The 18,748-nt window shown below is 62.0% G+C and carries 21 protein-coding genes; 1 reads left to right on the top strand and 20 read right to left on the bottom strand.

The genetic code is table 11. From position 1 onward, the window contains the following. Window positions 1-5: 5 nt before the first annotated feature. From ACP6KB_RS24965 to ACP6KB_RS24925, 9 genes are all read right to left on the bottom strand, one after another. Complete coding sequence (locus ACP6KB_RS24965; RefSeq protein ID WP_442110127.1) at window positions 6-536, bottom strand: GNAT family N-acetyltransferase; 531 nt, start codon at window positions 534-536, stop codon at window positions 6-8. Window positions 537-572: 36 nt separating this feature from the next. Then, window positions 573-1,271, bottom strand: coding sequence for an urea ABC transporter ATP-binding subunit UrtE (gene urtE, locus ACP6KB_RS24960; protein WP_442114375.1), 699 nt, complete (start codon window positions 1,269-1,271; stop codon window positions 573-575). 63 nt (window positions 1,272-1,334) lie between these two features. Further along, a complete protein-coding gene (urtD, locus tag ACP6KB_RS24955; protein ID WP_442114374.1) occupies window positions 1,335-2,156 on the bottom strand; it encodes an urea ABC transporter ATP-binding protein UrtD in 822 nt (273 codons plus the stop codon). A 35-nt stretch (window positions 2,157-2,191) separates the two neighbouring features. After that, a complete protein-coding gene (gene urtC / locus ACP6KB_RS24950) occupies window positions 2,192-3,271 on the bottom strand; it encodes an urea ABC transporter permease subunit UrtC (RefSeq protein WP_442110125.1) in 1,080 nt (359 codons plus the stop codon). Further along, entirely contained in the window at window positions 3,271-4,758 is a 1,488-nt protein-coding gene (gene urtB, locus ACP6KB_RS24945) for an urea ABC transporter permease subunit UrtB (RefSeq protein WP_442110123.1), read from the bottom strand. Before urtB ends, urtC begins: the two co-directional genes overlap by 1 nt. A gap of 84 nt (window positions 4,759-4,842) precedes the next feature. Beyond that, window positions 4,843-6,108 (bottom strand): urea ABC transporter substrate-binding protein, encoded by a 1,266-nt coding sequence (gene urtA, locus ACP6KB_RS24940; protein WP_442110121.1) that lies wholly within the window; start codon window positions 6,106-6,108, stop codon window positions 4,843-4,845. A gap of 233 nt (window positions 6,109-6,341) precedes the next feature. Further along, on the bottom strand, window positions 6,342-6,539 hold the full coding sequence (locus ACP6KB_RS24935) for a hypothetical protein (protein ID WP_442110119.1): 198 nt from the start codon (window positions 6,537-6,539) through the stop codon (window positions 6,342-6,344). After that, window positions 6,539-6,676 (bottom strand): hypothetical protein, encoded by a 138-nt coding sequence (locus ACP6KB_RS24930; protein WP_442114373.1) that lies wholly within the window; start codon window positions 6,674-6,676, stop codon window positions 6,539-6,541. Before ACP6KB_RS24930 ends, ACP6KB_RS24935 begins: the two co-directional genes overlap by 1 nt. Further along, on the bottom strand, window positions 6,616-6,984 hold the full coding sequence (locus tag ACP6KB_RS24925) for a Tc toxin subunit A (protein WP_442110117.1): 369 nt from the start codon (window positions 6,982-6,984) through the stop codon (window positions 6,616-6,618). Before ACP6KB_RS24925 ends, ACP6KB_RS24930 begins: the two co-directional genes overlap by 61 nt. A 438-nt stretch (window positions 6,985-7,422) precedes the next feature. On the opposite strand from ACP6KB_RS24925, the gene ACP6KB_RS24920 reads away from it, so the two are divergent. Then, on the top strand, window positions 7,423-7,713 hold the full coding sequence (locus ACP6KB_RS24920; RefSeq protein WP_442110115.1) for a hypothetical protein: 291 nt from the start codon (window positions 7,423-7,425) through the stop codon (window positions 7,711-7,713). 66 nt (window positions 7,714-7,779) lie between these two features. Here the strand turns inward: ACP6KB_RS24920 and cycA are convergent, their stop codons facing one another. The 11 genes from cycA to ACP6KB_RS24865 form a co-directional block, all read right to left on the bottom strand. Continuing rightward, on the bottom strand, window positions 7,780-9,177 hold the full coding sequence (gene cycA / locus ACP6KB_RS24915) for a D-serine/D-alanine/glycine transporter (protein WP_442110113.1): 1,398 nt from the start codon (window positions 9,175-9,177) through the stop codon (window positions 7,780-7,782). A 111-nt stretch (window positions 9,178-9,288) separates the two neighbouring features. Then, on the bottom strand, window positions 9,289-10,299 hold the full coding sequence (locus tag ACP6KB_RS24910; protein WP_442110111.1) for a FecCD family ABC transporter permease: 1,011 nt from the start codon (window positions 10,297-10,299) through the stop codon (window positions 9,289-9,291). Further along, a complete protein-coding gene (locus tag ACP6KB_RS24905; protein WP_442110109.1) occupies window positions 10,296-11,240 on the bottom strand; it encodes an ABC transporter substrate-binding protein in 945 nt (314 codons plus the stop codon). Before ACP6KB_RS24905 ends, ACP6KB_RS24910 begins: the two co-directional genes overlap by 4 nt. Beyond that, a complete protein-coding gene (locus tag ACP6KB_RS24900; protein ID WP_442110107.1) occupies window positions 11,237-12,025 on the bottom strand; it encodes an ABC transporter ATP-binding protein in 789 nt (262 codons plus the stop codon). The genes ACP6KB_RS24905 and ACP6KB_RS24900 overlap by 4 nt, the downstream gene beginning before the upstream one ends. A 166-nt stretch (window positions 12,026-12,191) precedes the next feature. Beyond that, on the bottom strand, window positions 12,192-13,553 hold the full coding sequence (locus tag ACP6KB_RS24895; RefSeq protein WP_442110105.1) for a PepSY-associated TM helix domain-containing protein: 1,362 nt from the start codon (window positions 13,551-13,553) through the stop codon (window positions 12,192-12,194). A gap of 58 nt (window positions 13,554-13,611) precedes the next feature. Further along, a complete protein-coding gene (locus tag ACP6KB_RS24890) occupies window positions 13,612-15,675 on the bottom strand; it encodes a TonB-dependent copper receptor (protein WP_442110103.1) in 2,064 nt (687 codons plus the stop codon). An 80-nt stretch (window positions 15,676-15,755) separates the two neighbouring features. Continuing rightward, the gene (locus ACP6KB_RS24885) at window positions 15,756-16,184 is read right to left on the bottom strand and encodes a DUF2946 domain-containing protein (RefSeq protein ID WP_442110101.1); all 429 of its coding nucleotides are present in this window, start codon (window positions 16,182-16,184) and stop codon (window positions 15,756-15,758) included. Between the two features lie 23 nt (window positions 16,185-16,207). Continuing rightward, entirely contained in the window at window positions 16,208-16,678 is a 471-nt protein-coding gene (locus ACP6KB_RS24880) for a copper chaperone PCu(A)C (RefSeq protein WP_442110099.1), read from the bottom strand. A gap of 47 nt (window positions 16,679-16,725) precedes the next feature. Beyond that, window positions 16,726-17,112 carry a DUF2946 domain-containing protein gene (locus ACP6KB_RS24875; RefSeq protein WP_442110097.1) on the bottom strand — a complete coding sequence of 129 codons (387 nt, stop codon included), beginning with the start codon at window positions 17,110-17,112 and terminating at the stop codon, window positions 16,726-16,728. Window positions 17,113-17,328: 216 nt separating this feature from the next. Next, on the bottom strand, window positions 17,329-18,186 hold the full coding sequence (locus tag ACP6KB_RS24870) for an SPFH domain-containing protein (RefSeq protein ID WP_442110095.1): 858 nt from the start codon (window positions 18,184-18,186) through the stop codon (window positions 17,329-17,331). Window positions 18,187-18,209: 23 nt separating this feature from the next. Then, window positions 18,210-18,647: an NfeD family protein gene (locus ACP6KB_RS24865; RefSeq protein ID WP_442110093.1), complete on the bottom strand. Its 438-nt coding sequence runs from the start codon at window positions 18,645-18,647 to the stop codon at window positions 18,210-18,212. Window positions 18,648-18,748 lie beyond the last annotated feature (101 nt).

Raw genomic sequence — 18,748 nt, 5'->3', positions numbered from 1 at the left:
AGGCTTCACTCCATGGCACGCGGCTGCGCGCCGGGGTTGAGGATCAGCTGCATAAAAGTCAGGTCCAGCCAGCGGCCGAACTTCACCCCGACCTGCGGCATTTGCCCGTTGAGGGTAAAACCCAGGCGCTCATGTAGACGGATCGAGGCGCTGTTGCCGCTTTCGATAGCGGCGACCATCACGTGCTTGTCGCAGGCGCGCGCACGTTCGATCAGCGCTTGCATCAGCTTCGGCGCGAGGCCGTTGCCGCGTTGATCGGCGCGAATGTACACCGAGTGCTCAACGGTATGCCGAAAGCCTTCGAACGGGCGCCAGTCACCGAACGAAGCATAGCCGAGCACTTGGTCTGCGGCGGCGTCGACTATTACCAGAATCGGGTAGCGTTGGGCCTGGCGAGCGTCGAACCAGGCCTGGCGATTGGCTAGATCAACGGGTTGTTCATTCCAGATCGCCGTGGTGTTGAGCACCGCGTCGTTGTAAATGTCGCGAATGCCCGGCAGATCGGCAGTAACGGCATCACGAATCAGGTAAGTCATGGCAGCTTCTCGAACGCTTGCAAAGTGGTGTTCAGGTTAAATGGTTACCAGGCCGCGCACACCCTCGGCCTCCATGTTTTCACCGCGCCCGGCCTGGACAATTTCGCCGCGCGACATCACCAGGTACTGATCGGCCAGCTCGGCGGCAAAGTCGTAGAACTGTTCGACCAGCAAGATGGCCATGTCGCCGCGAGCAGCGAGCTTGCTGATCACCGCACCGATTTCCTTGATCACCGAAGGCTGAATACCTTCGGTGGGCTCATCGAGAATCAGCAGGCGTGGCTGGCTGGCCAGGGCACGGCCGATCGCCAGTTGCTGTTGCTGACCGCCCGACAAGTCGCCGCCGCGCCGGTGTTTCATCTGCAGCAGTACCGGGAACAGCTCATAGATAAACGCTGGAACGCTTTTCGCCTGGCTGGCGCCAAAACGCGACAGGCCCATCAACAGGTTCTCTTCGACCGTCAGGCGCGGGAAGATCTCGCGGCCCTGCGGTACGTAGGCGATACCGGCCTGAACCCGCTGGTGTGGCTTGAGCGTGGTGATCGCCTGGCCTTCCCAATGCACGGCGCCTTCGCGGGTTGGCAGCAGGCCCATCAGGCAGCGCAGCAAGGTGGTTTTGCCGACGCCGTTGCGGCCGAGCAAACAAGTTACCTCACCTACTTTGGCCTCGAATGAGAGACCGCGCAGGATATGGCTGCCGCCGTAGTATTGGTGCAGTGAATCGATTTTCAGCATGGTCATGTCCTTGGCTGCTTTATCGCGGGTGTAGGAGCGGGCTTGCCCCGCGAAGCTGTTCAACTACCTACCGAGATACACCTCGATCACCCGGTCATCCGCCTGCATCTGCTCCAGCGACCCCTCGGCCAGCACACTGCCCTGATGCAGCACCGTGACATGGTCGGCAATGCTGCCGACAAAGCCCATGTCGTGCTCGACCACCATCAGCGAGTGCTTGCCCGCGAGGCCCTTGAACAACTCCGCGGTGAACTCGGTTTCTGCGTCGGTCATCCCCGCCACCGGCTCATCGAGCAGCAGCAGTTGCGGGTCTTGCATCAACAACATGCCGATTTCGAGAAACTGCTTCTGACCGTGCGACAACAACCCGGCCGGGCGCTGCGCCGAATTGCTCAGGCGGATGGTCCGCAGCACCTCATCAATGCGGTCCTGCTGCTCGCCACTCAAGCGCGCAACGAGGCTGGTGAACACCGACTTGTCAGCCTTCTGCGCCAGCTCCAGGTTTTCAAACACACTCAAGGCTTCGAACACCGTGGGCTTCTGGAACTTGCGGCCAATACCGGCCTGGGCGATCTGCACTTCGCTCATGCGCGTCAGGTCCAGGGTTTCACCAAACCAGGCCTTGCCGGTGGTGGGCCGGGTCTTGCCGGTGATCACGTCCATCAGGGTGGTTTTACCGGCGCCGTTGGGGCCGATGATGCAGCGCAACTCACCGACGCCGATGTACAGGTTGAGCGCGTTGAGGGCTTTGAAACCATCGAAGCTGACACTGATGTCTTCCAGGGTCAGGACCGTGCCGTGGCGCACGTCCAGACCCTCGCCGCGTACCTGACCAAGGCCGATGGCGTCGCGGCCGCTGCCGGCATCGAGGATCGGTTCGAGCATGAATTCCGGGTGCACCGGAGGTAGTGGTATCGCTCTCATTGCTCACCCCTTTTCTTCAGCAGGCCGACCACGCCTTTGGGCAGGTACAAGGTCACCAGAATGAACAGCGCGCCCAGGCAGAACAGCCAGTACTCGGGGAAGGCCACGGTAAACCAGCTCTTCATGCCATTGACCAGACCGGCACCGAGCAGCGGGCCGATCAGCGTGCCGCGCCCGCCAAGGGCCACCCACACGGCGGCTTCGATGGAGTTGGTCGGCGACATTTCACTGGGGTTGATGATGCCCACTTGCGGCACGTACAACGCACCCGCCAGGCCACACAGCACCGCGCTCAACACCCAGACGAAGAGTTTGAAACCACGCGGGTCGTAGCCGCAGAACATCAAGCGGTTTTCGGCATCGCGCAGTGCGGTCAACACCCGGCCGAACTTGCTGCGCGCCAACCGCCAGCCCAGGTACAGGCTGGCGACCAGCAGCGCAACGGTCAGCAGGAACAGCACCGCACGGGTGCTTTGTGCGGTGATCTGAAAACCGAGGATGCTTTTGAAGTTGGTGAAGCCATTGTTGCCGCCAAAGCCGGTTTCGTTGCGAAAGAACAACAGCATCCCGGCGAAGGTCAGGGCCTGGGTCATGATCGAAAAATACACACCCTTGATCCGCGAGCGGAAGGCGAAGAAACCGAACACCAAGGCCAGCAAACCGGGCGCCAGCACCACCAGGCACAAGGCCCAGGCAAAGTGCTGGGTACCGGCCCAGTACCAGGGCAGCTCGCTCCATGACAGGAAGGTCATGAACGCTGGCAGGCCATCACCCGCCGCTTCACGCATCAGGTACATGCCCATGGCATAGCCACCGAGGGCGAAGAACAGCCCGTGCCCCAGCGACAGCAACCCGGCGTAGCCCCAGACCAGATCCAGCGCCAGGGCAACGATGGCGTAGCAGAGAATCTTGCCGACCAGGGTCAGGGTGTAGGCCGAGACCTGCAAGGCGTGGCCGTCCGGCAGCAACGACAGGAGCGGCAAGGTCAGCAGCACCAGCAAGACAACGGCACCCGTGGCCAGGGTCCAACGCGGGCCGACCTTTTGGCTGGCGGTAACAAGCAGAGGCTGGTTCATCAGTCGATCACCCGTCCCTTGAGTGCGAAGAGGCCTTGCGGGCGTTTCTGGATGAACAGAATGATCAACGCAAGGATGAGGATCTTGCCGAGCACCGCACCGATTTGCGGCTCCAGCAGTTTGTTGGCAATGCCCAGACCGAACGCGGCCCACAGGCTACCGGCCAGTTGGCCGACGCCGCCGAGCACCACCACCAGGAACGAGTCGATGATGTAGCTTTGGCCCAGGTCTGGCCCGACGTTGCCGATCTGGCTCAGGGCCACACCACCGAGCCCGGCGATACCCGAGCCGAGGCCGAAGGCAAGCATGTCGACACGCCCGGTGGGCACGCCACAGCAGGCAGCCATGTTGCGGTTCTGGGTCACGGCGCGCACGTTCAGGCCCAGGCGCGTGCGGTTGAGCAGCAGCCAGGTCAGCAGCACCACGAACAGGGCAAAGCCGATGATCACCAGGCGGCTGTAGGGCAGTACCAGGTTCGGCAGCACCTGAATGCCGCCAGACAGCCACGCCGGGTTGGCCACTTCAACGTTCTGCGCACCGAACAGCAGGCGGATGGCCTGGATCAGGATCAGGCTGATGCCCCAGGTGGCCAGCAAAGTTTCCAGCGGACGACCGTACAGGTGGCGGATCACCGTACGCTCCAACAGCATGCCAACCCCGGCGCTGACGCAGAACGCCACGGGCAGGGCGATCAGTGGATAAAGCTCGATGGCCGCAGGTGCATAGCGCTGGATCAACACCTGTACCACATAGGTGGCGTAGGCCCCGAGCATCAGCATTTCGCCGTGGGCCATGTTGATCACCCCGAGCAAGCCGAAGGTGATCGCCAGCCCCAATGCCGCCAGCAGCAGGATCGAGCCCAGTGACAAGCCGCTGAAGGCCTGGCCGAGCACTTCACCGATCAGCAACTTGCGCTTGACCTGAGCCAGGCTGGTTTCAGCGGCGGTGCGCACGCTGGCGTCACTTTCCACGCCCGGTTGCAGGAGCGCTTCGAGGCGGGTGCGGGCCATGGGGTCGCCGGTTTCGCCGAGCAGGCGAACCGCTGCCAGACGCACCGCAGGTTCGCTGGCCGCCAGTTGCAGATTGGCCAGGGCCAGGCCCAGGGCTGCGTGCACGGCGCTGTCGGTTTCGCTGGCGAAGCGCCGGTCGAGAAAGGCGACTTGCGCCGGCTGCGCACTTTTTTGCAACTGCTGCGCGGCAGCCAGGCGCACGCTGGCGTCATCACTGAGCAGTTGATGGCTGGCCAGGGCGTTGTCGACCAGGCCGCGCAGGCGGTTGTTCAGGCGCAGTTTGCGGGTATCAGTAGGGCTCAGGCGCCCTTGCTGCAGCGAGGTCAGCAGTTCGAGGCGTGATGGATCCGGTTGTGCCGCCCAGCCCTGCAGCAGGCGGGCCTGCTCGTTGGGCTTGGCGGTGAGGAAGAATTCACCCTCGCCGGCCTGGGTTGCCAGAGGGAGCAGCAAGAGGAGGGTGAGCAGGAGTCTGTACATGGTTTATCCCGGTATCAGCGGTGGGTTCATCGCGGGGCAAGCCCGCTCCCACAGGTGTAGGAGCGGGCTTGCCCCGCGATGGCGTCAATTACCTTTCACCGCATAATCCGGACGCTTGTCGTTACCCGGAATGAACGGGCTCCAGGGTTGCGCACGCAGCGGCTGCTCGGTCTCCCACACCACACTGAACTGCCCGTCATCCTGAATCTCGCCGATCATCACCGGCTTGTGCAGGTGGTGGTTGGTCTTGTCCATGGTCAGGGTGTAACCCGACGGTGCTTTGAAACTCTGCCCGGCCAACGCCTCACGGACCTTGTCGACGTCAGTGGATTTAGCCTGCTCGACCGCCTGCGCCCACATATGAATACCGACGTAGGTGGCCTCCATCGGATCGTTGGTCACCGCCTTGTCGGCACCCGGCAGGTTCTTGGCCTTGGCATAGGCCTTCCAGTCAGCGACGAACTGGCTGTTGACCGGGTTCTGCACCGACTCGAAGTAGTTCCACGCTGCCAGATGCCCCACCAGCGGCTTGGTATCGATGCCGCGCAGTTCCTCTTCACCCACCGAGAAAGCCACCACCGGTACGTCGGTGGCTTTCAAGCCCTGGTTGGCCAGCTCTTTGTAGAACGGCACGTTGGAGTCGCCGTTGACTGTAGAGATCACCGCAGTCTTGCCGCCGGCCGAGAACTTTTTGATGTTGGCAACGATGGTCTGGTAATCGCTGTGACCAAACGGCGTGTACACCTCTTCGATGTCTTTGTCGGCTACGCCCTTGCTGTGCAGGAAGGCACGCAGAATCTTGTTGGTGGTGCGCGGGTAAACGTAATCGGTGCCGAGCAGGAAGTAGCGCTTGGCCGCGCCGCCGTCTTCGCTCATCAGGTACTCCACCGCAGGAATGGCCTGCTGGTTCGGCGCCGCGCCGGTGTAGAACACGTTCGGCGACATTTCCTCGCCCTCGTACTGCACCGGGTAGAACAGCAGGCCGTTGAGCTCTTCGAACACCGGCAGCACCGACTTGCGCGACACCGACGTCCAGCAACCGAAGACCACCGCGACCTTGTCCTGGGTCAGCAGTTGCCGGCCTTTTTCAGCGAACAGCGGCCAGTTCGAGGCTGGGTCTACCACCACCGGTTCGAGCATCTTGCCGTTCACACCACCCTTGGCATTGATTTGCTCGATGGTCATCAAGGCCATGTCCTTGAGTGAGGTCTCGGAAATCGCCATGGTCCCGGACAGCGAATGCAGGATACCGACCTTGATGGTCTCGGCGGCCTGGATGCTCCAGCTTAAGCCCATCGCCGCGATGGACGCGCTGAGGGTAAAGGCCTTGATCAGACTGCGACGCTTCATGTGCTCTCTCCGGTGCTTTTTAGAGTGTTGGCAACGCGAAGAGGGCTTTTGCAAGTGGTATGCCGACTTGTGTACAAGTGGCGAAGCCCCGTATTTGCTGGGGTTGTGGGGGGTGGTTGCGAGGATTTGCGGGCCAGCTTGGTGCGCCATGCACAGGGTTAGGGCTGTGGTGCGGCTGATCGCGGGGCAAGCCCGCTCCCACTGTGGGAGCGGGCTTGCCCCGCGATCGCGTATCAACTCGACTTCAACTTCAACTTGTTCACGGCCTCAGTAAACGCACTATCCCCCGCCTTAGCCGTGTACACCATGTTGAAAGTAATGTCCTCGATGACCGACGGATCCTTCCACGCCGCGCCGCCGGGAATCTCCAGGGTCCATTCCGAGATCGCCCCTGTACCCTCGAACGGCAGATAACGTCCGTCATGGAACATCAGCTCATACACCCAGGTGCCCGGCTCGTAACCCAGCCCGTCTTCGGCAACTGGTTCTCCATGTGTTGCAGGTTGCTCAGCAGCGACTCGCCCGCCAGCATGCCCTTGTAGTTGTCGAACCAGGCCGTGGTGTCGATGAAGCTTTCGCGCCGGTAGTCGCCAATTTCATAACGCCAGGCCTCTTCCACCCCAGGCACAGCGAACGTACAACGTCGTAGGCAGCGCCGTAGATCTGCTCCTGGCGGGCGACCAGCCAGTTGTAGAACGGAGTGTTTTCGGTCAGCGCGAGGTAGGCCAGCGACAGGGCTTGTTGGTACAAGGCACTGAGGTAGGCAATCGGCCCGCAGTTGGCCTCGGGTGCCTCTGGGCTGCACGTGTTGCTGAGCTGCTCGGGGAACAGCTTGGCGTAAGTGTTGGGGGTGACGACGGATTCCTGGCTGGTCATGCGCGGTGCTCCTGATGCTTGAACAGACGGCGTGCGTGAACGGCAGGGCCGGTCACCGGGGGAGGTCTGAGCACATTTGAGGCGCGGGCGAAAATTGCCGCAACTGACAAAAATGCCAGGTAAGGCGTGGAGAGCCCGGCGTTGCGGGGCTGGCCAGGGGGTTAACGTTTTGACACATCCTCAGTAGTTGAGTACCGTGCCGCACCGCAGTAGATTCTGCGGCACGGGATTGGCGTCCCAGGTTCAGAGATACAGAGCACTAACGCACTCAGCGATTGTGTTCGGCATGGTTGCACCCGATATGGGCGGAGCCGTGTGTGGGAGCCTTCGGGCTCACCGGGTATCTCTGACCGGCACGCCAACCCGCACGGCTCCGCTCACCCATATTGGCGTGTGGGCGCGGAGCGACATTTAGAGAGAGCCGCAAGGAGTAGCACCATGCTCAAGAAGATCGTTCCAGATCCACCGATCCGCCACGTGACTGCCGCGACACACTTTGGTACCTGCCATCAGGCCCATGAGCCGACTTGCCTGGTGCTTGCCGGGGTGGATGCCGAGGATGCGCTAGTGTGCGCGGTGACCGCGTTGAAGGCCGCTTACGAAACCAATGCGCTGGCCCTTGAACAGGCCGAAGATCCGCTGCGTAGTTTGCTGACCGCAACGGAGAATTCATTGGAGAAAGGCTTGGCACTGACCGAAGCGGTATTGCGGGGGGTGGAGCAAGGGTAAGTCTCGCGGGGCAAGCCCGCTCCCACAGCACCTGTAGGAGCGGGCTTGCCCCGCGAAAAAGTCAGCTCAATCGTGCCGCGCCCTACGTACAAACTGGTAGGTCACCGCCAGCAGCAGAAACCACAACGGCGTCACGATCAGCGCCGCGCGGGTGTCGCTTTCCAGGCTCAACAGCACCAGGATGAAGGCGAAGAACAGCAAGCACACGTAGCACATGAAACGCCCGCCCGGCATCTTGTAGTTCGAGGCCTGGTGCAGGGCTGCACGGTGTTTGCGAAAGCTCAGGTACGACAGCAGAATCAGTGTCCAGACGAACATGAACAGCACCGCCGACACCGTGGTCACCAAGGTGAAGGCTTCAATCAAGTCGGGTACCAGGTACATCAGCGCTGCACCCAGCAACAGGCACGAGCAGGAGAAGTACAGGCCGTTGGCCGGAACCTTGCGGCTCGACAGGTGTTCGAAACTGCGCGGTGCATCACCTTGCTGGGCCAGACCGAACAGCATACGGCTGGTGGAGAACACGCCACTGTTGGCCGACGACGCCGCCGAAGTCAGTACCACGAAGTTGATGATGCTCGCCGCCGCTGGCAAACCGGCCAGCACGAACAGCTCAACGAACGGGCTCTTGCCCGGCACCACATCGCGCCACGGGGTCACCACCATGATGGTGATCAGGGCCAGTACGTAGAACACGATGATCCGCACCGGAATCGAGTTGATCGCCCGCGGCAGGGTGCGCTCGGGGTTCTTCGCTTCCGCAGCGGTGGTACCCACCAGTTCGATACCGACGAAGGCGAACACGGCAATCTGGAAACCGGCGAAGAAGCCCATCAGGCCATGGGGGAACATGCCGTCGTCGTTCCACAGGTTAGTCAGGCTGGCGGTACGCCCGGCGGGCGATTCAAAGCCGACCAGCACCATGTACAAACCCGTACCGACCAGGGCCAGGATCGCGACGATCTTGATCATGGCGAACCAGAATTCGATCTCGCCGAACATCTTCACCGTGATCAGGTTCAGCGACAGCAGCAGCCCGACACAGGCCAGCGCCGGTGCCCATTGTGGTAAGTCGGGAAACCAGAATTGTGAATAGGCGGAAATGGCGATCACGTCGGCAATGCCGGTGATGATCCAGCAGAACCAGTACGTCCAGCCGGTGAAATAGCCGGCCCAGGGGCCGAGCAGGTCGGCGGAGAAGTCGATGAACGACTTGTATTCCAGGTTCGACAGCAGCAACTCACCCATCGCCCGCATGACGAAGAACAGCATGAAGCCGATGATCATGTAGACGAAGATGATCGACGGACCGGCCAGGCTGATGGTTTTGCCCGAGCCCATGAACAGCCCGGTACCGATGGCGCCACCGATGGCGATCAGCTGGATATGGCGGTTGGACAGGCTGCGTTCGAGGTGTTCGTGTTCATCAGGTATGGGTTGTTGCGGGGGCAGGTTTGCAGTCATAGGCTAGGCAATTCCATGTAATACATTTCTCTTGTGCGCGTTAGGCTAACACGCGCCTTCCTGGCGCAACCGCGACAATACGTCTCAAGACCAAAGCGTGCTTGACGACGATCAACGCTTGCGCATCAGGCCAATAAAGAACAAGCCGCCAATCGCGGCGGTGGCGATGCCGATGGGCAGGTCTTCCGGTGAGATCAGCGTGCGGGCGGCAACATCGACCCAGATCAGGAACAGGCTGCCCAGCAACAGGCACACCGGCAGCAAGCGGGTGTGTTCGGCGCCGACCAGACGCCGGGCAATGTGCGGCACCATCAGGCCGACAAAGCCGATCGAGCCACTGATCGCCACCAGCACCCCGGTCAACAGCGAGCAAATCAGAAAGGCCAGCAGGCGTACCGAACGGGCATTCAAACCGAGGGTCACCGCCGTCTGCTCACCGGCCATCAGCGCATTGAGCGCCCGTGCCATGCCGAGCAGCAGGGTCAAGCCGAGCAACACGCTGAGCGCCGGGATCGGCAGCAGTTCCCAACGCGCCAGGCCCAGGCCGCCGAGCATCCAGAACATCACCGCCGAACTGGCGCGGTGATCGCCGAGAAACAGCAATAGGTTGGCCACTGCCATCATCACAAACGCCACTGCCACGCCGCACAGCAGCAGGCGGTCGCTGTCCAGGCGACCGCCGCGGCTGGCAATCGCCAGCACCAGCAGCATGCTACACAGCGCGCCGATAAAGGCGGCCAGTGGCAGGGTCAGTACGCCCAGCACTTCACCGATATGCAACACCACCAGCACCGCGCCGAGGGTCGCACCGGAGGTGACGCCGAGCAGGTGCGGATCAGCCAGCGGGTTGCGCGTGACCGCCTGCAACACCGCACCGATCATCGCCAGGCCACCGCCGACCAGGGCGGCAAGGAGCATGCGCGGCACTCGAATCAGCCAGACGATGTGCTCCTGGCCGGTGCTCCAGGCTGGCGTTTCGGGGGCAATGCCGAAGACTTTGAACAGCACCACGCGCCACACCACCTCTACCGGCACCGGCGCTGCGCCGAAGCCCAGCGACACCACGCAGGACACCAGCAGCAGGCCGCTCAGGCCGAGCAATAGCAAGCGGTAGCGAGTCATGCGCCGTGCAAGCCGGCAGCGATGGTTTCGATGGCGTCGACGTTTTCCAGGCTCGGTGTGGCGGCCACGTACGGGATGACCACGAAGCGCTGATGACGGATCGCCGACACCGACTGCAACGCCGGGTGCTGTTCGAGGAAGGCACGTTTTTGCGCTGCGCTGATCTCGCCATAGTCGACGATGACGATCACTTCGGGGTTGCGCTCGACCACACTTTCCCAGTTCACCCGGGTCCAACTGGCGTCGATATCGTCGAGCACGTTACGGCCACCCGCCGCTTCGATCAGCGCCTGGGGCATGCCCAGGCGGCCGGAGGTCATGGCGCGGTCTTCACCGCTGTCATACAGAAACACCCGTGGGCGTTGTGCTGGCAGTGCCTGTTGAACCACGGCAATGCGTTGCTGCATCTGACCGATCAACTGTTCGGCACGCGCTTGTACATCGAAAATCTTGCCGAGGTTACGCAGGTCGTTATAGGTGTCGTCGAGGCTGGCGGCCGCACGCTTCATCACGAAGGCACAGGACTCGGTCAACTCGTACACCGGAATGTTCAGCGGTGCCAGGGTTTGCGGGGTGAGGTCACCGCCGACGCGCATGCCGTAGTCCCAGCCGGCGAAGAAGAAATCGACATTGGCGTTGAGCAGGGTTTCCACCGAAGGGTACTTGCTGGCCAGCTCCGGTAAACCGTCGAGTGCCTTGCTCAGTTCCGGGGTGACCGCTTTCCAGCCACTGACACCGCTGTAGCCGACCATGCGCTGACGCAGGCCGAGTGCGAGCATCATCTGCGTCATGTTGATGTCGTGGCTGAGGGCGTGCTCGGGTGCTTTGTTGAAGGTCACCTGGCGGTTGCAGCTTTGTACCGTCAGCGGGTACTGGGTGGCCTGGGCGAAAGCACTGGTGCTGGCCAGCAGGGCGAGCAGCAGCAAGGTCGTTCGAATCATCGCTGGGTTATCCAGGTAAGGCGTGGGTGGTCGGCGAGGGGGTGGCGGTCAATCAGTGCTTGTACACCGAAGACGTCGAGCAGCAAGTCGGTGGTCAGCACCTCGCTGGGAGTACCGCTGGCGACGATGCGCCCGTGATCCAGCACGTACAGGCGATCACAGAAGGCCGCCGCCAGGTTCAGGTCATGAATGCTGGCCAGGGTGCCGATGCCCAGGCGGCGCACTTGCTGCAACAGCTCCAGCTGATAGCGTGGGTCGAGGTGATTGGTGGGCTCATCGAGGATCAACACCTGCGGTTGCTGAACCAGGGCGCGGGCGAGAATCACCCGCTGCTTTTCGCCCCCCGAAAGGCTGGCAAAGGCATGGTCATCAAAGCCGTCCAGACCGACTGCCTGCAGCGCGGATTTGACCAACTGCCGGTCTGCCTCGGTGTCGCCGTCGAACAGCCCCTTGTGCGGGGTGCGGCCCATGGCCACGACCTCCTCGACATTCAGGCCGAAGGCATCGGGAAACTCCTGCAGCACCACGGCAATGCGTTGCGCACACCAACGGGGCGACTGACGCCAGAGGTCGTGATCATCCAGGCGCACCACGCCGCGTTCAGGTTTATTGAAGCGGTACGCGCAGCGCAGCAGGCTGGTTTTACCGCTGCCGTTGGGGCCGATCAAACCGACGAACTCTCCCGCCCTGACCTGCAGATCGACCGCGTGCAGTTGGAACTGGTGATGACAATGGCCGTGGCCCAGTGGCGACCAGTGCAGGTCGCTGATACTCAGGGTACTCATGACAATCCTGGCGAAAGCGGGCCGCTATGGTAGCAGCTCAGCCGGTAGGAGCGGGCTTGCCCCGCGAGACGATCCACCAGACAGACCACCATCGCGGGGCAAGCCCGCTCCCACCGAAGAAATGCCGTAGGAGCGGGCTTGCCCCGCGAAAAGATTTATCCACCGCTCAAGCAGTCTTCATTCGGCGCGACCACACCCCCCAATCCAGCACCCACACAGCCAGCAACGAAACGCCCACCAACGGAAACACCACACCCAACGCAACCATGATCACTATCGCCGTCTTCCATTTCGGCAAATCATGGCGCAGCGGCGGCACACCCAGGCCACCTTCAGGCCGACGTTTCCACCACATCACCAGGCCACTGACCGAACCGAGCAGAATCATCAAACAAATCAGCAACACGATGATCTGGTTCAGCGGGCCGAACATCTTGCCCTCATGCAGCATCACCCCCACTTCCGTGGCGCGGGCAACGCCGTTGTAGTCTTGCCAGCGCACATCCACCAGCACCTTGCCGGTGTACTGGTCGACATGCAGGGTGGCGTCGTTGCGCGGGTCGTCGGCAAACACGGCGATGGTGTAAACGCCGTCAGCGCTGGTGGGCAGGGTGATGCTGTAGCCCGGCACCACCGCACGGGTAGCCGCCAGTTCTTGAATCTGCTGCAGGCTGACTTGCGGGGCCGCCGGGGCACTTGAGGCCATCGAATGCCCGGCATGCTCGGCATGCGCACCCGACTGCGGCATCGGGGTGTTTTCCACTGCCCAGGGGACGGTCTGGCGCGTTGCGCTGTTGAGTTCGCGGGCCTGTTGGTCGGAGTGCGGCACATCGTTCCACATGGCGGCAGGGAAGCGGTTCCAGACATCGGCGTACTTCGCGCCCCAGAAGCCGGTCCAGGTCATGCCGCTGAGCAACATCAGCAGCAACAGGGCCGAGCCCCAGAAACCGGTGACGGCATGCAGGTCGCGCCACAGCAGGCGCCCACGGGCATTCAGGCGCGGCCACAGCACGCCCGCGCTGCTCTTGCCGCGTGGCCACCACAGGTACAACCCGGACACCACCAGCACGATGCCCCAGCCAGCGGCCAGTTCCACCAGTCGATCACCGACGGTGCCAATCATCAGCTCGCCATGCAGGGCACGGGCGACCGCTTGCAGGTTGCTTTTTGCGTCCTGCTCACCCAGCAGTGTGCCGTCATAGGGGTTGATGAACACGTTCAGTTCACGCCCGGCATCTTTGACCACGAACTGTGCGCTACGGTCGGCGGCAATCGCTGGCAGGTACTGGCTGACCTGCCCCTTGGGGTAAGCCGTGTGTACCTGTTGCAGCAAGTGGTCGGCGCTTTGCCGGTGGTGCCCGGCTTCGACCACCATCAGGTCACGGTAAAGCAACGGGTCGAGTTGCGGTTTGAACAGGTAGATGATCCCGGTGATCGCCAGCAGGATCATGACCGGGGCGACAAACAGCCCGGCATAGAAGTGCCAACGCCAGGCCAGGTTGTAGAAGCTAATCGGCGCTTTGCTCATGGTGTGCTCCCATGTTGTGCAGGTAAGGCGCGATCGGCGATCGCGCCCCGAGGGTGGATCAGAAGCTCAGGTCAACCTTGGTCCAGAGCGTGCGCCCTGGCTCATTGATGGCCTGTGGATCGCTTGCGGGGTAGCCGAAGCCGGCGTTGCCCGCCAGGTTCAGGTGTTCGGCATAAGCCTTGTCGAACAGGTTATCGACCCCCGCGCTGAGCTTGAGGTGCTTGCTGACCCGGTAGCTGCCATTGAGCGAGAACACCCCGAAACCTGCGCTTTTTTCATAATCTTTGCCGACTACGTTGCCGTAGTTCTCGGCGATGCGATTCTGCGCGGCGACCACCCGCCATAACGCCCCGGCACTCCAATCGTCACGGCTGTAGGTGAGCCCCAGGCGGCTCTCAAGGGGGGGCATCTGTGGCAGCGCTGTGCCATCACTGCTGTTCTTGCCCCAAGCGTAGGCCAGGGTTGCGTCAGCTTTCCAGTTCGAGGTCAGGTTATAGGCCGCCCCCAATTCGCCACCCATGATCCGCGCGTCGATGTTCTGTGCCCGCGAGCTGCTCATGCCCATCATGTTGGTGCGGTAGTCGAACAGGATGTAGTCGCGGACCTGGCCGACATAGCCCGAGGCCCAGGCCTGCAGGTCTTCGGTCTGGTACTGGATGCCAAAGTCCACTTGCGTGGTTTTCTCAGGCTTGATGCTGTCGAAGGCATTGACCGAACCGGCTGGCCCCGACTTGGGCGAAAACAGCTCCCAGTAATCCGGGAAGCGCTCGGCGTGGCCAAGGCCGACGTAGGTGGTGGCCGGGAGGTCAGCGAGGTCATGCTCGTAGCGAACAAAGCCACTGGGCAGGGTATCGGCACGGGTGTCGTCACGGGTGGCACTGGTTTCCCGGTAGTCTTTGGCCGAGGCGCGGTCCAGGCGTGCGCCAGTGATGACGCGGTCTTGATCGGCGGCATACCAGGTCAGCTCGGCAAACATGCCGTAGTTGTGGAAATCGGCGTCTTTGGTCCAGGGCATTTGCTTGTGCACGTCGATGCCCATGCCGCCGCGCTGACGGTGCTCGTTGGTCTGCGCATCAACGCCAGCGATCAACTGCAATTCGCTCCAACGCCAGGTGCCTTTTACCCGGCCGCCCAAGGTACGACGGTCAACGTTGCTGACCATCGGCGAACCCATCATGCCCATGCCCGAGGGCGTGCGCAGGGTGTAGTTGTCCATCACGTGGTCGGCGTAGTTGTAGTAGACCTGGGCCTCGAGCTTGTCCCACACCTCGCCGATGTTGGACTTTTCAAAACGCAGGCCCAGGCTTTCGCGCTTGAACTGCGAGCCGTCCATGCCACGCCCGGCGTAACGGGCTTCACCATCACCTTTGCCGGCGGTGAGCTCCACCAGGGTGTCGGCATCCGGTGTCCAGCCCAGTGCAACATCACCGTTCCACTTGTCCCAGCGCGACGGCACGGTGTCGCCATTGCCGTCTTCATAGTCATCGGAGTGTGACTGGTTGCCGACTACCCGCACATAACCCAGCTGGCCACCGGCAGCAGCGTCGACGAGCTTGTCGAAGCGGCCATTGGAACCGGTCAGCAGGCTGGCGTTGACCCGGCTACCGAGCTCGCCGAATTTCTCCGGGTCGCGGTCGAAGAGGATGGTCCCGGCAGATGCGCCCGGCCCCCAGATCACGCTTTGCGGGCCTTTGATCACGGTCAGCCGGTCGTAGGTTTCTGGCGAAATGTAGGAGGTGGGGGCGTCCATGCGGTTTGGGCAGGCGCCAAGCATTACGCCGCCATTGGTGAGGATGTTCAGGCGTGAGCCGAACATGCCGCGCAGCACCGGGTCGCCATTGGTGCCGCCAGCGCGGATCGCCGAGAAGCCTGGGATGGTTTTCAGGTAGTCGGCGCCATCGCTGGCCGGTACGGGTTGGCGTGGGTCTTTCGGGTTGGTGACGATGGTCAGCGGTGAACTGGGCGCGACCGCAGTGATGACCGTCGGGCTCAACTCATTTTGATCATGACGATGCTCCTCGTGCTCGCTGGCGGCCAGGGCCAGGGGGCTGAGCAAGGTGCCGCAGATCACGGCAAGGGTCCCGCGCAGGGACAAACGAAACACAGCAGTACAGCCGGACATAGTGATTCCAACATCGATCAGTCATAAGGGCGCAGTGGGCCATCGGCAGCGTGCCGAACCCACGAACGCAACAGGTGATTTCAGACGACGATGAAGGCAGGTGGCGCGCGGGTCAGGGCCCCGGGAAACACGGTGTGCCGGGCATAGCCCTGGCGGGTCAGGGTGATCAGTGTGCTGCTGGCAGGAGCCGCCTCGGTGTTCAGCAGGCTCAGGGCCTGGGGCAGGGCCGGGCAGTGGAAGAACAGGCTGCAGTAGCCGCACTTCTCCCAGATCACATGCAGCGAAGCGCTATCCGTGTGCTGGCCGTCGCTGTGGCAATCGGCACTGCTGTCCATCGCCATGCTCATGTTCATGTCTTTCGACATGGCACGGTGATCCATCGGCATCGACTGGGAAACCAGTGGGCCGATGAAGATCATCAACATGGCGAACAGGCTCAGCCAGCTGCCACGAACCCTTCTGGAGTCGGGGCGTGCGGGGCGGGAGCGGCTGCTGCGGGCGATGCTCATGGTGAGCAGCGTTCAGTCAGCGGTCAGTGGCTGTGCGCTTCACCTTCGGGGGCCTGCTTCTGCACGGCGACATCGACGGTGACGTCACCGGCTTTTTCGAAATGCAGGGTCATCGGGAAGCGTTTGCCGTCGCTGAGCAGGCTGCGGTCCTTGGGTTGCATCAACATCACATGGTAGGCACCGGGGGCGAACACCAGGTCTTTGCCTGCAGGTACTTCCACGCGTTGCACCTGCTGCATCTTCATCAGGCCGTCCTTGTGCACATGCTCATGCAACTGCACGTCGTCGCTGATCGGGCTATCGATGCTGAGCAGGGTGTCGGCGCTGCTGCCGTTGTTGTGAACGACAAAGTACGCAGCCACGTTGGGGGCGTTGGGCGGCAGTTCCTGCGACCACGGGTGGGCGATATGCAGGTCACCCTTGGTGTATTCGTGGGCGTTGGCAAAGGTGGCAGGCAGCAGCAGAGCGGCCAGCAGCAGGGCGTTTTTGAACATGGTGATTCTCCAGTCGATTCAGGTTCGCAACAGGCGGCGTCGTGAAGTCAGGCTAGAGGGGAGGCGCGCGGGTTCAGCGCTGGCCACAGTTGGCGTGGCGTCGGCTGATTGGCGACAAGCACGGCCTTGGGGCGGGCAAAGTCCTGGGTAGGCAACAGCAAGCGTGGAGGCTGCCCTGGCAATGCCAACAGTGGCGCGGCGCCGGAGCAACACCAGCAGTGTTGCATGGTCGAGTGGTCATCGTTTTGCCGGGTGCCGTCGGGCGAGCCGAGGGAAATGGCGATTAGCTTGGTGCCGCCGGTGGAGCAGAACGTACCCCAGAGTAGTTGTTCCGCCTGGCTTTTCGGCGCGGCGGCAGACAACGGCATGGCCAGCAGATTGAACAGCACTGCAAAGCAGGCAATCCAGGCATGGGCAAGCCGATGTGAGGGCATGGAAAGATCCGGTCAGGAATCGAGTGATGGCTATTTAGCCAGAGTTGAAAGTATATGTAAAAAACCCAGGCATGCGATGAAATGTCGCGGCGGCCTCTGTGGGAGCGGCGGTGCGGCGACCCGACTTGCCCCGCGATGCGATTTGTCAGCCACATCGCATCGCGGGGCAAGCCCGCTCCCACAGGGTATTACAGCAAGCCCACACACTCACTGTGATCAGACGGCTTTGTTGCGCCCCATCAGGCCGCGCACGGTTTCTTGCAGGTCGGCAGGCAGCACTACGACTTTGGCGTTTTCGCTACCCGCCAGGTTTTCCATGGCGCCGATGTAGCGTTCGCCCAGCAGGTACATGGCCGGGGTGATTTCGTTGCCAACGGCGTCTTTCACCAGGGAGATCGCGCGCGCCGAGGCTTCGGCCAGGTTGATCTGCGCTTCGGCATCCAGCTTGGCCGATTGCAGGCGTGCCTCGGCCTCCAGAATCGCAGCCTGCTTGGCGCCTTCTGCACGGGTGACATCGGCTTTACGCTCACGCTCGGCAGCGGCCTGACGCTCCATGGCCGACTGCATGTTTTCCGAAGGCTTGATGTCCTGGATTTCCACCGAACGTACCGTCACGCCCCAGTCTTCGGTCTGCTCCGACATCGCTTCGCGCAGGCGGGCCTTGATCTGTTCGCGGCTGGACAGCGCTTCGTCGAGGTCCATGGCACCGACAATGGCACGCAGCGAGGTCATGGTCAGGCTGGTCACGGCGTAGCTGAAATCCTGCACGCCGTACGCAGCTTTCTGCGGATCGACGACCTTGGCAAAGCACAGGGCGTTGGCGACGATCACCGCGTTGTCACGGGTGATGATTTCCTGTTGCTGCACATCGAGGATCATGTCTTTGGTCGGCAGGCGGTAGGCGACCACGTCCATGTAGGGAATGACGATGTTCAGGCCGGGCTTGAGGGTGGCCTGGTAGCGACCCAGGCGTTCGACGATCCACTCTTCGCCCTGAGGCACGATGCGTACCCCTTTGAACAGGGTAATGAGGACGAACGCGGCGAGTGTGCCGGCGACGATGAGGCTGGTCATGAGTCAAAGTTTCCTTGTGCTGATCAGGCCCGGGTAACCCGGGCAGTATTGCCTTCGATGGCAGTGAGGCGGACGCGCTCGCCCGAGGGGATGTCGGTATCGGCAATGCAGATCCATTCCTCGTTGCCGAGAATGGGCTTCTGGAAACGCACGCGACCCTTGTGGAACTCGGAGACGGCTGCAGTCAGCAGGCCGACCTCGCCGAGGACATTGTCAGCAGTCCAGCGGGTGTCCGGTTTCTTCTTGCGAAACACCTTGAACCACAGCAGCGTGGTGATCGACGACAGCACCACCCACAGCAGTACCTGCATGTCGAGCTGCAGGCTGGGCACCAGGTAGGCGATGAACGACACCAGCACCGCACCGATGCCGAACCAGAGAATAAAGAAGGTTGGTAATACGAGTTCCAGCACAACCAGGCCGAACCCGAATACCAGCCAGATCCACCATTGCATTTCCATATGGGCGAATTCTTTCAGGGAGGAACGGGCAGTGTAAGTCAGGGGGCGGCAGCTGGGGTAATCAGAAATATCTGATTATGGTGAAGGGATCGCGGGGCAAG

The sequence above is a fragment of the Pseudomonas sp. NUPR-001 genome (assembly GCF_052147955.1).
Lineage (GTDB): Bacteria > Pseudomonadota > Gammaproteobacteria > Pseudomonadales > Pseudomonadaceae > Aquipseudomonas.
This window is presented reverse-complemented; position numbering and strand designations above follow the sequence as displayed.

What these genes read in the sequence shown, in the direction of transcription:
- ACP6KB_RS24965 (WP_442110127.1), bottom strand. Translation starts at nt 536, where the DNA reads ATGACTTACCTGATTCGTGATGCCGTTACTGCCGATCTGCCGGGCATT.
- urtE (WP_442114375.1), bottom strand. Translation starts at nt 1,271, where the DNA reads ATGCTGAAAATCGATTCACTGCACCAATACTACGGCGGCAGCCATATC.
- urtD (WP_442114374.1), bottom strand. Translation starts at nt 2,156, where the DNA reads ATGCTCGAACCGATCCTCGATGCCGGCAGCGGCCGCGACGCCATCGGC.
- urtC (WP_442110125.1), bottom strand. Translation starts at nt 3,271, where the DNA reads ATGAACCAGCCTCTGCTTGTTACCGCCAGCCAAAAGGTCGGCCCGCGT.
- urtB (WP_442110123.1), bottom strand. Translation starts at nt 4,758, where the DNA reads ATGTACAGACTCCTGCTCACCCTCCTCTTGCTGCTCCCTCTGGCAACC.
- urtA (WP_442110121.1), bottom strand. Translation starts at nt 6,108, where the DNA reads ATGAAGCGTCGCAGTCTGATCAAGGCCTTTACCCTCAGCGCGTCCATC.
- ACP6KB_RS24935 (WP_442110119.1), bottom strand. Translation starts at nt 6,539, where the DNA reads ATGTTCCATGACGGACGTTATCTGCCGTTCGAGGGTACAGGGGCGATC.
- ACP6KB_RS24925 (WP_442110117.1), bottom strand. Translation starts at nt 6,984, where the DNA reads ATGACCAGCCAGGAATCCGTCGTCACCCCCAACACTTACGCCAAGCTG.
- ACP6KB_RS24920 (WP_442110115.1), top strand. Translation starts at nt 7,423, where the DNA reads ATGCTCAAGAAGATCGTTCCAGATCCACCGATCCGCCACGTGACTGCC.
- cycA (WP_442110113.1), bottom strand. Translation starts at nt 9,177, where the DNA reads ATGACTGCAAACCTGCCCCCGCAACAACCCATACCTGATGAACACGAA.
- ACP6KB_RS24910 (WP_442110111.1), bottom strand. Translation starts at nt 10,299, where the DNA reads ATGACTCGCTACCGCTTGCTATTGCTCGGCCTGAGCGGCCTGCTGCTG.
- ACP6KB_RS24905 (WP_442110109.1), bottom strand. Translation starts at nt 11,240, where the DNA reads ATGATTCGAACGACCTTGCTGCTGCTCGCCCTGCTGGCCAGCACCAGT.
- ACP6KB_RS24900 (WP_442110107.1), bottom strand. Translation starts at nt 12,025, where the DNA reads ATGAGTACCCTGAGTATCAGCGACCTGCACTGGTCGCCACTGGGCCAC.
- ACP6KB_RS24895 (WP_442110105.1), bottom strand. Translation starts at nt 13,553, where the DNA reads ATGAGCAAAGCGCCGATTAGCTTCTACAACCTGGCCTGGCGTTGGCAC.
- ACP6KB_RS24890 (WP_442110103.1), bottom strand. Translation starts at nt 15,675, where the DNA reads ATGTCCGGCTGTACTGCTGTGTTTCGTTTGTCCCTGCGCGGGACCCTT.
- ACP6KB_RS24885 (WP_442110101.1), bottom strand. Translation starts at nt 16,184, where the DNA reads ATGAGCATCGCCCGCAGCAGCCGCTCCCGCCCCGCACGCCCCGACTCC.
- ACP6KB_RS24880 (WP_442110099.1), bottom strand. Translation starts at nt 16,678, where the DNA reads ATGTTCAAAAACGCCCTGCTGCTGGCCGCTCTGCTGCTGCCTGCCACC.
- ACP6KB_RS24875 (WP_442110097.1), bottom strand. Translation starts at nt 17,112, where the DNA reads ATGCCCTCACATCGGCTTGCCCATGCCTGGATTGCCTGCTTTGCAGTG.
- ACP6KB_RS24870 (WP_442110095.1), bottom strand. Translation starts at nt 18,186, where the DNA reads ATGACCAGCCTCATCGTCGCCGGCACACTCGCCGCGTTCGTCCTCATT.
- ACP6KB_RS24865 (WP_442110093.1), bottom strand. Translation starts at nt 18,647, where the DNA reads ATGGAAATGCAATGGTGGATCTGGCTGGTATTCGGGTTCGGCCTGGTT.